Annotated in this window: 14 protein-coding genes; 8 read left to right on the top strand and 6 right to left on the bottom strand. The window is 63.3% G+C overall.

Annotation, left to right across the window (positions count from 1 at the left end; translation table 11 throughout):
- Positions 1–136: 136 nt before the first annotated feature.
- Positions 137–1,015: an AraC family transcriptional regulator gene (locus tag GE073_RS19475; RefSeq protein WP_153784135.1), complete on the bottom strand. Its 879-nt coding sequence runs from the start codon at positions 1,013–1,015 to the stop codon at positions 137–139.
- Between the two features lie 133 nt (positions 1,016–1,148).
- Between GE073_RS19475 and GE073_RS19470 the strand changes: the two genes are divergently transcribed.
- Entirely contained in the window at positions 1,149–1,928 is a 780-nt protein-coding gene (locus tag GE073_RS19470; protein WP_153784134.1) for a phytanoyl-CoA dioxygenase family protein, read from the top strand.
- Positions 1,929–2,099: 171 nt separating this feature from the next.
- Entirely contained in the window at positions 2,100–2,459 is a 360-nt protein-coding gene (gene erpA, locus GE073_RS19465) for an iron-sulfur cluster insertion protein ErpA (protein ID WP_028600530.1), read from the top strand.
- Positions 2,460–2,602: 143 nt separating this feature from the next.
- Here the strand turns inward: erpA and GE073_RS19460 are convergent, their stop codons facing one another.
- The 4 genes from GE073_RS19460 to GE073_RS19445 form a co-directional block, all read right to left on the bottom strand.
- Positions 2,603–2,920 carry a DMT family transporter gene (locus tag GE073_RS19460; protein ID WP_028600531.1) on the bottom strand — a complete coding sequence of 106 codons (318 nt, stop codon included), beginning with the start codon at positions 2,918–2,920 and terminating at the stop codon, positions 2,603–2,605.
- A gap of 56 nt (positions 2,921–2,976) precedes the next feature.
- A complete protein-coding gene (locus GE073_RS19455; RefSeq protein ID WP_028600532.1) occupies positions 2,977–3,309 on the bottom strand; it encodes a DMT family transporter in 333 nt (110 codons plus the stop codon).
- A gap of 202 nt (positions 3,310–3,511) precedes the next feature.
- Complete coding sequence (locus GE073_RS19450; RefSeq protein WP_153784133.1) at positions 3,512–4,090, bottom strand: TetR/AcrR family transcriptional regulator; 579 nt, start codon at positions 4,088–4,090, stop codon at positions 3,512–3,514.
- A 182-nt stretch (positions 4,091–4,272) separates the two neighbouring features.
- Positions 4,273–4,599, bottom strand: coding sequence for a hypothetical protein (locus tag GE073_RS19445; protein WP_028600534.1), 327 nt, complete (start codon positions 4,597–4,599; stop codon positions 4,273–4,275).
- Between the two features lie 238 nt (positions 4,600–4,837).
- On the opposite strand from GE073_RS19445, the gene GE073_RS19440 reads away from it, so the two are divergent.
- The 4 genes from GE073_RS19440 (at position 4,838) to GE073_RS19425 (ending at position 9,603) form a co-directional block, all read left to right on the top strand.
- Entirely contained in the window at positions 4,838–5,626 is a 789-nt protein-coding gene (locus GE073_RS19440) for a response regulator transcription factor (RefSeq protein ID WP_052333611.1), read from the top strand.
- Between the two features lie 70 nt (positions 5,627–5,696).
- Positions 5,697–6,824 (top strand): sensor histidine kinase, encoded by a 1,128-nt coding sequence (locus GE073_RS19435; protein WP_194843410.1) that lies wholly within the window; start codon positions 5,697–5,699, stop codon positions 6,822–6,824.
- Positions 6,825–6,914: 90 nt separating this feature from the next.
- Complete coding sequence (locus GE073_RS19430; protein ID WP_028600536.1) at positions 6,915–7,691, top strand: ABC transporter ATP-binding protein; 777 nt, start codon at positions 6,915–6,917, stop codon at positions 7,689–7,691.
- Positions 7,666–9,603 (top strand): ABC transporter permease, encoded by a 1,938-nt coding sequence (locus tag GE073_RS19425; protein ID WP_153784131.1) that lies wholly within the window; start codon positions 7,666–7,668, stop codon positions 9,601–9,603. Before GE073_RS19430 ends, GE073_RS19425 begins: the two co-directional genes overlap by 26 nt.
- A gap of 137 nt (positions 9,604–9,740) precedes the next feature.
- Here GE073_RS19425 and GE073_RS19420 read toward each other — a convergent pair whose 3' ends face one another.
- Complete coding sequence (locus GE073_RS19420) at positions 9,741–10,253, bottom strand: hypothetical protein (RefSeq protein WP_028600538.1); 513 nt, start codon at positions 10,251–10,253, stop codon at positions 9,741–9,743.
- A 444-nt stretch (positions 10,254–10,697) separates the two neighbouring features.
- On the opposite strand from GE073_RS19420, the gene GE073_RS19415 reads away from it, so the two are divergent.
- Together GE073_RS19415 and GE073_RS19410 are read left to right on the top strand one after the other, a co-directional pair.
- Positions 10,698–11,348: a YheC/YheD family protein gene (locus tag GE073_RS19415; protein WP_028600539.1), complete on the top strand. Its 651-nt coding sequence runs from the start codon at positions 10,698–10,700 to the stop codon at positions 11,346–11,348.
- A 231-nt stretch (positions 11,349–11,579) separates the two neighbouring features.
- Positions 11,580–11,723, top strand: coding sequence for a sporulation histidine kinase inhibitor Sda (locus tag GE073_RS19410; RefSeq protein ID WP_043111940.1), 144 nt, complete (start codon positions 11,580–11,582; stop codon positions 11,721–11,723).
- Positions 11,724–12,067: the final 344 nt, after the last annotated feature.

Below are 12,067 nucleotides of genomic sequence, written 5' to 3'. Positions count from 1 at the left end.
AAACCTATGGTGGTGAAGCTTCAATATAAAAACGGCAAATGAAAAGGGAAGATGAAGGGGAAACGGATGGAAGGATGTCCGCGCTGAGAGGACGCGGCAGCGAAGCAAAGCAGCGAAGAGAGCCGGCTTGCAAGCCTCACTCCGCCGGCGCGGCGCCGCTTCGCTTGCGGAATTCGCCGGGCGGCATTCCTTTGGCGGCGCGGAACGTGCGGGTGAAATAATGGACCGAGGCGAAGCCGGTCCGCTCGGCGATCGCCTTGATCGGCAGCTCGTCGAGCGCCAGCAGCCGGGACGCCTCGCGGATGCGCTCTTGGCGGACATAGCCGGAGAAGCTTTCGTGGATGCCTCCGGAAAACAGGCGCGACAGCTGGCGCTCGGAAAGATGCAGCGCGGAGGCGACCTCGGAGAGCGAGAGCGGACGGGCAAGGTTGTCGCGGATGTACCGCTTCGCCCGGCGCAGCAGCCGGCTCGGCCTTGGAGAAGCGGGAGCGGTCCCGGCAGGCTCTGCGCCGAACAGCGTCCGCAACGAAGCCAGCAGGGCGAAGGCGGCGGCGGGGAGAGCGCCGTCAGGCAGCGGGAAGCGTCCGTCCTCGCGGGTCAGCAGCGATTCCCACAGCAGAGCCGACGGCGTGCCGGAGGCATCGATCCGAACCGGCTGCGCGGAGCGTTCCAGCTCCCGCCAAGCGGCGGCGGCCTGGGGCTCCGAGCCGGACTCGTCCAGCTCGAACGCGACGAAGACGATCGCAAGGCCGTCCTCGGTCGTGATCTGATGCTCGACGCCCGGACGGGAGAGGAAAAGGACGCCGCTTTGCAGCTCGTAGATCGCCTCGGCATCCCGGTACGTTCCGGTGCCCCTCAGCACATAACAGGCCTCGAAGAAGGAATGCTTGTGCGCCGGATTGCTCGGCAGCCGTCCGTCGGCCCCCCAATAGTGGATGAAAAACCGCTCGGCGCCCGTCTCCGCTGCGGAGATCCGGCTGTTCAGCCGCTCGGCGCTTTCCCGGAATCGGTACATCGATTTCCGCCTCCCTGGCTTCAAAGTGCAAAACGAAGGCTTCGGCTTCCAAAGACGCCGCCTCCTCCTTTGAGTACGATTATAAGCAAGAACGGCGCAAAATCAATCGGGTGTCCATCGAGGAGGAATCGTCATGATCAGCGAGCGCGAGGTCGATTTTTACAAAAAGAACGGGTATCTGCTCGTCAAGGGAGTGTTTTCGGACGAGGAGGTGGAGGAGATGAGAGGCGGCGTGGAGCGCATCATCCGCCGCGCCGCCGAAGCCAAGCGGGACGACAACGCCGCTTGGCAGGGCGAGTTCCTGCCGCCGGCAGAGCTGAAGAAGCTCGTGCTCAAAGGCTTCCACGACGTCCATTACCATGAAGCCTGCTTCATGCGGGCGGTCGTGCATCCGAACATGGCGGCGATCCTCTCGCGCCTGATCGGGCCGAACGTGCATCTGCACCATACGAAAATGCTCGTGAAGCCTCCCGAAAACGGAGCGGCGTTTCCGATGCACCAGGACTATCCGTACTTCCCCCATGCCCAGCATACGATGCTGGCGGCAAGCGTGCATCTGGACCGCGCAGACGAGCAGAACGGCTGCCTGAGGGTCGTTCCGGGCTCGCATGCGGAAGGCAGCCTGCCGCATGTCGGCTCGTACTATTTGAACCACAAGCAGTATCCGATCTCGGACGGCATTCCTTGTCCCGCGGATGCGGGCGACGTGCTGTTCTTCAACTACCTGACGATCCACGGCTCGGACGCCAACCGCAGCGAGCGCACGCGCCGCAACGTGCTGTTCCAGTACAAGGACCCGGCCGACGAGCCAACGGAGAACGTGCACATCGATTGGGGCGCGGGCCTGATGGTATGCGGCGGGAACCCTCGGTTCGACAAGGTGAAGCCGGAGTTCCGGGTGACGGGAGTCTAAGCTCGTTCGGTCGGAGCTAGGTTTGGCGGAAACTTGCATCCTTGACGAGAGCTGTGGAGGCTGGCGTTCGGAGCGCTGTGCGCTTCTCCCTTGAGCGTCCCGGGCAAGAGGAGTATACTTGGGAGACGAAGGGCAAGACTACGCAACGCTTCGAACAGGAGGATGATGAGGATGATCGAGATCAGCGAAACAGCCTCGGATAAAATAAAGGAAATGCTCGCGGCCGAGGAAGGGCAGGAGCTGTTCCTGCGCGTCGGCGTCAAGGAGGGCGGCTGCAGCGGCTTCTCCTACGGCATGGGCTTCGACGACGAGCAGAAGGAAGACGACCAGCAGCTCGACGTGAACGGCGTCAAGGTCGTCGTCGACAGCGACAGCGCCAAGTATTTGCGCGGCCTGGAGATCGACTGGAAGGAAGGCGCCATGGGCGGCGGCTTCACCATCCATAATCCAAATGCTACGGTCACCTGCGGCTGCGGCTCGAGCTTCCGCACGGCGAGCGACGCCGGCAAGCCGAAGCCGGACGAGTGCTGAGCGCATGACGATAGCAAGAGCCTGAGGGATCATTCCCTCAGGCTCTTTTTTTTGCAGGGCGCCTACATGCGGATGCAAAAAAAGCCTTCCTAGAATGGGCTATTTATCCTCATCGTATACGCCAAGTCCAGGCTCGTCAATGCTCAGCCGGAAACCGCCTTCAGCCCGGTCACGCCGACGATGATCAGCGCCAGGCTGAACAGCCGCAGCGGGCTGCGGGATTCGCCGAAAAACAGCATGTTGACGATAACGGCCAGCGACGTGCCGAGCCCTACCCATACCGTATAGGCGACGCTCAGCTGCAGATGCTGGAACGAGGCGTACAGCAAGGCGAACGAAGCGGCGAAGCCGCAAATGAACCAGAGCCCGTTTTGCAGCGTCTTGCGCTCGGTGAAGCGGTTCAGGCCGACGACGCCTGCCAGCTCGCAGAACGCCGCGGAAAATACGAATACCCAGCCCATGATGATCTCTCCTTGGATGAGAAAATTGGTGTCGATGTCCGCGCGCGGACTAATCGTCAGCGCGAAGAATCGTCTTTGCCGTCGGCAAGCTTGAGCAGGATGACTCCGCTCAGCAGCAGCGCCATGAAGCCGAGCTTAGCGAAGCTGAGCGAGCCGCCGAACAGCAGCAGGTCCATGAGCGCGGCTCCGGCGGTGCCGGCGGCGGCGAAGATGGCGTAGACGGTGCCGGTAGGCAGCAGCTCGCAGGCGCGGAACAGAAAATAAAAGTCGACGGCGATGACCGCGGCGACCAGAACGAAGTGGAGCGGCGCAGTCGCGGCATGAAAGCCGTATACCCATACCAGCTCCATGATGCAGGTGAGCGTGACGAACAGCCAGCCTTTGTTCATGCGGGGCTTGGCTTTGGTCATGACTTGAGAAGACATCTGGAAAAGCTCCTTTCAGGGATAGGAATGAGTTGAACTTAGTGTGGCCTCGATGGACAGGGTTACTCCGGTCCGCAATCGCTTCTGTACAAGGAAGCAAGCGGCAGGCAAGCACCGGCAATTATGAATGACTGTCAGTCATTTTGGGGTGAAAAGACCGCCGCGTTCAGGCGATCGGCTCCGATCCGAGCGCTGCGGCGAGGAATTGCTTCAGCTCCGCCTTGTGCCCGGCTACCGCGTCGGCCTCGGCGGACGCATAGAGGAAGTTCTGCTCGGCGGCCGTTTCGATCAGCCCGAGCACGAGGCGAGCCGAGAAGTCGGGGCGAGCGGTCGGACGAATTTCGCCGCGCTCGCGGAATTGCTCCAGACGCTCGCGGATCCAGCCGTAGATCGGATCGTAGATCGCTTCCCACTCGCGCACATGCTCGGTCTGGGTGATGCCGGAGTAGATCAGCGCCGTCAGATCGCGATGCGTCTCGGTCACCTCGAAGATCGCCTCGACCATGCTGCCCAGCTGGTCACGAGCCGAGCCGTCCGGGCGGATCTCCTGCAGCCGCTCCAGAATTCGCCCGACCATGATCTCGGCGATCGCGGGCATGAGCGCGAGCTTGGAAGGGAAATAGAGGTAGAACGTGCCCTGCGCGATGCCGGCCCGCTTGACGATATCGGAAATTTTGGCCTTCTCGATGCCGAGCTCCTGAAAGACGTCGAGCGCCGCCTCGATGATCCTCTCCCGCTTGTCCAAGCGATCCTCTCCTTCCGCGAATGAGATGAATGACTGTCAGTCACTATTAAAATTCATTGTAGCACGCGCGGCTCGATAAAGGCAACCCGGGCAGCGGCGCGAGCGACCGACAAAACGCCTCGGGCAAAGCTGCCCGAGGCGGGTAAGCCGGATTGGATCGGCGAAGCTTAAGCTTTGTATCCTTAGTACCGTGGAGGCGGACCGTAATGCTCGGGACGGCGAGGACCGCCTTGGAACGCCGACACGAGGAGCAGCAGCGCGGAGATGACGTGCAGGAAAAAGCCGAGGAACGGAATCCAGCCGAGCAGCGAGGCGGCGAGGCCGGCGGCGCTGCCGTACACGGGCTCGCGATGCGAGAGCGAGACGAACAGCACGATCAGATGGAAGACGAACATGAAGCCGAGGGCGGCATAGCCGCTGGAGATGACGAACAGGCCGCCGAGGATCGGGATGGCGAGCAGCCCCTCGCAGATGCCGCTGATGAGCCGCAGCGCTTTGGACAAAGACATGGACAAAACCTCCTGGTGGATGGACGTTGCCGGCAACCGTCCGTTTGAGCCAACATACGAAGCATCGGCAGCGAAGTTTCAGGGCTGAAGCTTTTTGCGAAAAAATCCGTGCTTCGGTCCAGCGTCTGCGGCCTGGCGGCCCCGTCCGGGGTCCAGTCGGGATCGGCCGGAGGGTGTGGTAAACTAAGGCGACAGATGGCGTCAAGCATCGGAAGGAATGGTCAAGGAGGAAGGCTCAATGTATCGCATCACGATCGTCGAGGACGACGACAAGATCGCCCGCCTGCTCGGAGAGGCGCTGGAGCGCTACGGCTTCCAGCCGCAGCGGGCGCAGCGGATGAAGGAGCTGACGCTCGACTTCGAGGAGCAGACGCCTCATCTCGTGCTGATGGACATCAATCTGCCGTACTTCGACGGCTTTTATTGGTGCAGGCAGTTCCGCCAGCGCTCCACGGCTCCGGTCATCTTCATCTCGGCCCGCTCGGGGGAAATGGATCAGGTGATGGCGATCGAGAACGGCGGGGACGACTTCGTCACGAAGCCGATCCATCTCGACCTGCTGATCGCCAAGATCAAAAGCGCGCTGCGGCGCAGCTACGGCGAGTATGCCGCCGCGCCGCTCGAGCCGGAGAGCGGCTCCGGCCTGACGGCGCCGGCCGGCGACGAGGCGGGCCGCGCTTCGTCCGCAGGCGGCTTCGAGCTGCGCTGCGGAGAGCTGCGGCTGGACGTAAGCCGGAGCCTGCTGCTCTGGCGCGAGCAGGCCGCGCAGCTGAGCCGCAACGAGCGGCTGCTCGCCGAGGCGCTGCTCGAGGCGGACGGCGCGATCGTCTCGCGCGACCGGCTGCTGGAAAGCCTGTGGGACGATACGTCATTCGTCGACGACAATACGCTGACCGTCAACGTGACCCGCCTGCGCCGCAAGCTGGAGGAGCTCGGGCTCGGCGGCGTGCTGGAGACGCATCGCGGGCAGGGCTATCGGCTGAACGACGCCGAGCTGGCCGCCGGACCGGATGGGGGCAGCCGATGATGCCGCTCGACATCGTCCTGCAAGCGGTCGGCAGCCCCGGTCGGCCGCTGCCCGCTGCAAGGAGGCTCCGATGAGCCGCAAAAATGGAGGCGCAAGCGCAGCCGGAAGCAGCTCCGACCGCCGCCTGCGGCGCACGCTGCTGGCGCTCGGCCTCTACGCGCGCGGGCAGCTCGCCGCAGCGGCCGTGCTGGCGCTTGCGCTCGGCGCCGGATCGGTCATCTGGTATCTGGAGCGTACCGGCATCGGCCAGAGGATGGACTGGAGCAATCTGCTCTATTTTTGGCTGCTGTCCGCCGCCGTCGGGGCGACGGCCTTCGGCATCGGCTTCCTCCGCCAGCGCAGCTATCTCGATGCCCTGCTGCGCCTGTCGGAAGCTCCCGGCTGGCGTCCGCTGCAAGGCGCGGCGACGGCGGAGCAGCGCCAGACGGCGCGCATGCTCGAAGGTCTGAGCCGCCTCGCGCAGGACCGGCTGCAGGCGCATGACCGCGAGCGGGAGCTGCATCGGCATTTTGTCTACCAGTGGGTGCATCATATGAAGACGCCGGTCTCGGTCATCGACCTGATCGCGCAGAGCCAGGCTGCCAAAGCAGGGCTCGGGCAGGACGAGCTGCGCGAGCTGACGGACAGCCTGCGCGAGGAGACGGACCGCCTGGCGCGCGGCCTGGAGCAGATGCTGCATACGGCGAGGCTGGAGGAATTCGCGCTTGATCTGCATCCCCGGCGCGTCGCGCTGCATGAGGCCGCCCGCGAGGCGGTCAACCAGCACAAGCGGCTGTTGATCGCGGCGGGCGTCTATCCGCGCATTGAGGGCGAGGCCTGGGCCGAGACCGACGGCAAGTGGGTGCTGTTCCTGCTCGTCCAGCTCGTCGGCAACGCGGTCAAGTATTCCAAGCCGAAGCCCGGCTCCAAGCGGCTTGACATCGCGATCGGCGCCGACGAGGACGGCGCCGCCTGGATCGAGGTGGCCGACGAGGGCATCGGCATTCCGGCGCAGGACGTGCCGCGGGTGTTCGATCCTTTTTTCACCGGGGAAAACGGCAGGCGGACCGAGGAGTCGACCGGCATGGGGCTCTATCTGTGCCGTCAGGTAGCGGCCAAGCTCGGCTTGACGCTCGAGCTGCGATCGGAGGAAGGGCGGGGCACGACGGTCCGCATCGGCTTCGAAGGCCGCGCCATCCACAACCTGACAAGATTGTAAGCTTCCGTGTAAGGTCGATCGATGGGTGGTCTTCCTTGGTCCGGGTATACTGGAGTCATTCGATAGACGAAACCGGGAGGACGACATCGCATGGACGTATTGGAAGTAAAAGCGTTAGGCAAAATCTACAGCACCAAAGGAGAGGTCAGCTACAAGGCGCTCGACGGCATCGACATGACCGTGCAGACGGGCGAGTTCGTCGGCGTCATGGGCCCGTCGGGCAGCGGCAAGACGACGCTGCTCAACCTGCTCGCGACAATCGACAAGCCGACCTCGGGCAGCATCTCGGTGCGCGGCATCGACCCGTCGGGGCTGAGCGACCGCAAGCTGGCGCTGTTCCGGCGCCGGGAGCTCGGCTTCGTGTTCCAGGACTTCAACCTGCTGGACACGCTCAGCCTCAAGGAGAACATCGCGCTGCCGCTCGTGCTCGAGGGCAAGTCGCCGGCGCAGATCGAGCGGGCGCTGCAGCCGGTGGCGTCGCTGCTCGGCATCGCCGCCATCCTCGAAAAGCGGCCGTACGAGGTGTCCGGCGGCCAGAAGCAGCGCGCCGCGATCGCGCGGGCGATCATTCACGAGCCGTCGCTGCTGCTCGCCGACGAGCTGACGGGCAACCTCGACTCCAAGGCGGCCAAGGACGTCATGGAGTCGCTCAAGGATCTCAACGAGCGGCTCGGCGCGACGGTGCTGATGGTGACGCATGATCCGTTCAGCGCGAGCTACTGCAAGCGGATCATGTTCATCAAGGACGGACGGTTCTTCTCGGAGATCCGCCGCGGAGACAATCGCCAGGCGTTTTTCCAGCAGATTCTGGATTCGCTGAGCGTGCTGGGAGGGAATTTCGATGACGTTCCGTTCGCTCGCGCTTAACAATATCCGCGGCAATTGGCGTTCGTACGCGGCCTTTTTCCTCAGCAGCGTCTTTTCCGTCCTCATCTTTTATCTGTACGCCTCGTTCGTGCTGCATCCCGATGTCGTGAACGGCAAGATCGAGCAGGCGCAAGGGGTGAAGAAAATGATGGAGGTCTGCATGTACCTTATCCTCATTTTCTCGTTCTTCTTCGTCCTCTACTCCAGCTCGGCGTTCGTCAAGACGCGCAAGAAGGAGTTCGGCCTGCTGACGCTGTTCGGCACGACGCGCGGCCAGCTGCGCAAGATGGTCGTGTACGAAAGCCTCGCCGTCGCCGCATTGTCGATCGCGGCAGGCCTCGGCCTCGGCATCCTGCTGAGCAAGCTGTTTATCCTGACGCTCGGCGTGCTGATCGGCACCGACGTGCCGATCCGCTTCCTCGTGCCGGGCCGGGCCGTGCTGCTGACGGCAGGCGGCTTCCTGCTGCTGTTCTTCGTCATCTCGCTGCTGAGCGCGCTGCGCGTCGGGCGGTCGGAGATCATCGACCTGCTGGGCGAGGGACGGCGCCCGAAGCGGCCGCCGGCCTTTTCGCCGGGACTGTCGGCGCTCGCCGCGCTCTCGCTCGGCGCCGGCTACGCCATGGCGGCGATGACGACGGTGCAGACGTTCATGATGCTGGCGCTGCCGATCATCGGATTCACGGTGCTCGGGACGTATTTCCTCTACACGCAGCTGAGCGTAGCCGTCATCCGCCTGCTGCAGCGGCGCAAAAGCTTCTACTATAAGGGCACCAATCTGCTGTCCATCTCGCAGCTGGCGTTCCGCATCAAGGACAATGCCCGCATCCTGTTCGTCGTGACGGTGCTGGGCGCGATCGTCATGAGCGCGGCCAGTACGGTGTATGTATTCCAAAAGCTGCAGCGCGACCAAATTCTCGAGCATACGCCGTATACGGTCGGATATGTGGAGCAGGGTCCGGGCCATTCGGTCATGGACCCGGATCAGGCGGCCGCGCTGCTGGAGCAGGACGGCGGCTCCGTAACCGAGCGCTCCGAGGTGAAGGGACTGCATGCGAGCGGTCTGGTCGGAGCCGTGTTCCGCGACGACCGTCCGGGCGACGCGATGGTCGTCGCGCTCAGCGACTACAATCGCGAGGCCGAGCGGGTCGGCTTGCCGAAGCGGAGCCTGGACGGCGACGCCGGCTTTCTCGTCGAGCCCTTCCGCAGCATGCAGGAGAAGGGCAAGCCCGAGGGCGAGCTGCTTGGACGGATCGGCGACGAGCCGCTGCGGCTGAAGCTGGACAAGTCCGCGTACGGCGCCGCGCTGAGCCCGATCGCCCAGGCGTCCTGGCTGCTCGTCGTGTCCGATCGGCAGCTGGAGCGGTGGACCGCCGCGGCTCCGGCCTCCGCCAAGCTGGCGTTCTACGGCTTCGAGCTGGCCGATTGGGAGCATCGCCTGGCCGATGTGAAGCGCTTCGACGAGGCGCTGACGCCGGCAGCCAAGGAGCAGGCGCAGACGTACCGCGTCTCCAGCTATATCGAGATGCGGCAGTCGATCGGCCTGACCGTATTCATCGGCCTGTTCATCAGCGTGCTGTTCTTCATCGCCTCGGGGAGCCTGCTGTACTTCAAGCTGTTCACCGAGCTGCAGGAGGACCGCAGCCAGTTCCGCGCCTTGAACCGGATCGGCCTGACGTCCGGCGAGCTGCGCCGCACGGTCGGCGTGCAGGTGGGGCTGCTCTACCTCGTGCCGTGCCTCGTCGGCATCGTGCACAGCCTGTTTGCGATGCAAGCGCTCGGCACGCTGATCGGGCGGCCGGTATGGATGTACGGCCTCGTCGTCATGGGCGTCTATATTTTGATGCAGGCGGCCTATTGCCTGATCTCCTGGACGACGTACACCCGCAGCATCGTACGGGATTCCCGGGTCTGACGGGCGACTTAAAAATCGGCGGAGCCCCTGCCCGCGGCGCGGGCGCGGCGGATGAATCTCCAGTCAAAAAAGCTCCTTTCGGAACCCGGTTCCGAAAGGAGCTTTGGTCGTGCCGGCTCGCTGGCGTCAAGCCTCGATCAGTCTTCGCGCCGCTTGCGAGAGAGCAGCAGGAACGAGCCGCCGAGGATGAGGACCAGCGCAGCATACGGATAATAGCTGTCCAGGCTGGCGGTCAGCGCGCTGATGGAAAAGACGGCGCCGAACAGCAGGCTCAGCACGATCAGGATGTTGATCGGAATGAGCAGCCACCGGTTGCGTCCGCCGAACCAGTAGAGCTCCCAGAGGCCGAGCGCGACGGCCAGGATGAAGCCGGGCCAGATCGAGCCCCAGTTGTCCAGCAGCATGGCGAACTGGCTGACAAGGCCGGCGCCGAGCAGGATCCCGCCGGGGACGAGCAGGCCGACCCCTCTGCGATTGAGCATGGAGAAGTACATCCAGTGGAAGAAGATGCCGAGCGGAATGACGAACAAGCTTGGCCAGAAGTGGCCGAAAATTTGCGCGGGCCCGATCCGGGCTCCCTGCTGGAGCATGAGATAGGCTCCGAGCAGGACGAGGACGGCGCCGAGCACGGCCTTGGCATGACGATTCATGGGAGATCCACCTTTCCTGATCCGATTCTTCGATGCCTCTACTTTATCAGCCCCTGCGGCATTTGTCCTCCATCCCGAGACGGAGCTCCTCCGGACGATAGGCCGAGACCGTTGAAGGACGATCGCCTGATCGCATTCGCAGGGAAACAGGGCGGTTCGGCCGCGGACAATCATCCAAGAGAACGGACGCCCGAAAGCATAGAATAGAGTAGAAGAAGAAAGGAGATCAAGAGGATGAACGAAGAGATTCGCTTGGAGGCGGCGCCTGCTCCCGAAGCCGCCGCCGCGCTCCCCGCTCCCGCCGAGCCGGTCCCTGCCGCCGCGGCCGAGCCGCTGCCGGCGCATGCCCCTGCCGAGGAAGGGGCGGCAGACGCCGAGGAAGAGCTCGCCTATGTGCAGAAGGTGCTGTCCAAGCCGTTTCCGAAAGGAGGCGCGAGCGGACGGATGCTGGCTAGCAAATGGGCGAAGACAGCCGCGCTGCTCGGCCATCCGTCGATCGCGCCGCATATTCCGCCGACCCGCCTCTATTCCGAAGCGGCGCTGAAAAGCATGCTCGACCAGCATGGGATGGTCGTCATCAAGCCGGTGCGCGGCACCGGAGGGCTCGGCGTCATCAAAATCAGCCGCGTGGACGGCGGCTACAGCTATTCGTCCGGCTCCAGCACGAAGCGGGCTTCGTCGATCGGCTCGCTGCATCTGGCGCTGAAGCCGCTGCAGAAGGGACGCTCCTACCTGATCCAGAAGGGCATCCATCTGGCGACGGTCGGCGGCCGTCCGATCGATTACCGCGTCAAGTACGTCAAGAACGGAGCCCGCTGGGAAATCCGCTCGATGGTCGGCCGCGTCGCCCGCTCGGGGCTGTTCGTCACGAATCTGTGCCGGGGCGGCAGTCAGCTGACGGCGTCGCAAGGCATCGGCCGCTCGCTGCCGGGAGCGAGCATCCGCGGCAAGAAGCAGGAAATGAGGAGGCTGACGCGGCTGTCGGCGGCGGTGCTGGAGTCCAAGTTCCCGGGCATCGGGCAGCTCGGCTTCGACTATGGCCTGGACCGGAGCGGCAAGATCTGGATTTTTGAAGTGAATACCCGTCCGAAGTAATCAAGGAAGAAATATCCATAAAACTTATTTATCGCTATTTCCGCGTATTCAGCTGTGTATAACTCTATCCACATCCTTCCCCTGATTTTTCCTCGGAATTCCCGTTCTACTCACATATTGTGCACATCTTGTCCACGAGAGACTGTGGATATTCGAACGCTTGTTCCTCGATTTCCGCTCATGCTAAGATTGGGAAGCACATCCAATCCGCAGCGGAAGGAGGCTGGTAAGATGGAGCTGTTGTCTGACGAATTGCTGATCGAAACCTACTTCAGCGCGGTTCAATTCAATCTGGACATGGAGTTCATCAAGCTGCTCGCAAGCGAGATCAAGCGCAGACAACTGAACCCGGAAATGATTCGACTAGGAGCCTGAAGCCCGAACGTGACGCCTGACAAAGAGGCCGCTACGGAGCAGCCGTAGGGCCAGCCGGAACCGCCCTACCCCAGCGTAAGCGGAACGCCGGCATCGCTGCTGTGCGAACAGACGGTACAATACAGCCTGTGCATGCAAACCGGTACCACCTGCCGCTCTTTTTCGGGAGCGAGCATCGACACGGCCGCGGCCGGCCCGTAAGGTGCGTACGGACCCGCCAGATCCTGTTCGGGGCCGCAGTCGAGCAGCGGCTCCAGGCAGCGAGGGCAGTCCGCCTCAAGCAGTCGAATGCCATTGCATACGGGACACATCATGAAAAGGGCATCCTCCCTCGGCATTGAAGT

This window comes from Paenibacillus sp. B01, from assembly GCF_009649995.1.
In the GTDB taxonomy this organism is placed as follows: domain Bacteria; phylum Bacillota; class Bacilli; order Paenibacillales; family Paenibacillaceae; genus Paenibacillus_O; species Paenibacillus_O pasadenensis.
Note: the sequence above shows the minus strand (reverse complement) of the source record. Positions and strands in the feature narration are given on the sequence as shown.

Bases quoted from the DNA above. Each gene is read 5' to 3' on its own strand.
- GE073_RS19425 (WP_153784131.1), top strand. From the start codon at position 7,666: ATGACGTTCCGTTCGCTCGCGCTTAACAATATCCGCGGCAATTGGCGT.
- erpA (WP_028600530.1), top strand. From the start codon at position 2,100: ATGATCGAGATCAGCGAAACAGCCTCGGATAAAATAAAGGAAATGCTC.
- GE073_RS19430 (WP_028600536.1), top strand. From the start codon at position 6,915: ATGGACGTATTGGAAGTAAAAGCGTTAGGCAAAATCTACAGCACCAAA.
- GE073_RS19475 (WP_153784135.1), bottom strand. From the start codon at position 1,015: ATGTACCGATTCCGGGAAAGCGCCGAGCGGCTGAACAGCCGGATCTCC.
- GE073_RS19410 (WP_043111940.1), top strand. From the start codon at position 11,580: ATGGAGCTGTTGTCTGACGAATTGCTGATCGAAACCTACTTCAGCGCG.
- GE073_RS19445 (WP_028600534.1), bottom strand. From the start codon at position 4,599: ATGTCTTTGTCCAAAGCGCTGCGGCTCATCAGCGGCATCTGCGAGGGG.
- GE073_RS19470 (WP_153784134.1), top strand. From the start codon at position 1,149: ATGATCAGCGAGCGCGAGGTCGATTTTTACAAAAAGAACGGGTATCTG.
- GE073_RS19435 (WP_194843410.1), top strand. From the start codon at position 5,697: ATGAGCCGCAAAAATGGAGGCGCAAGCGCAGCCGGAAGCAGCTCCGAC.
- GE073_RS19420 (WP_028600538.1), bottom strand. From the start codon at position 10,253: ATGAATCGTCATGCCAAGGCCGTGCTCGGCGCCGTCCTCGTCCTGCTC.
- GE073_RS19440 (WP_052333611.1), top strand. From the start codon at position 4,838: ATGTATCGCATCACGATCGTCGAGGACGACGACAAGATCGCCCGCCTG.
- GE073_RS19455 (WP_028600532.1), bottom strand. From the start codon at position 3,309: ATGAACAAAGGCTGGCTGTTCGTCACGCTCACCTGCATCATGGAGCTG.
- GE073_RS19460 (WP_028600531.1), bottom strand. From the start codon at position 2,920: ATGGGCTGGGTATTCGTATTTTCCGCGGCGTTCTGCGAGCTGGCAGGC.
- GE073_RS19415 (WP_028600539.1), top strand. From the start codon at position 10,698: ATGCTGGCTAGCAAATGGGCGAAGACAGCCGCGCTGCTCGGCCATCCG.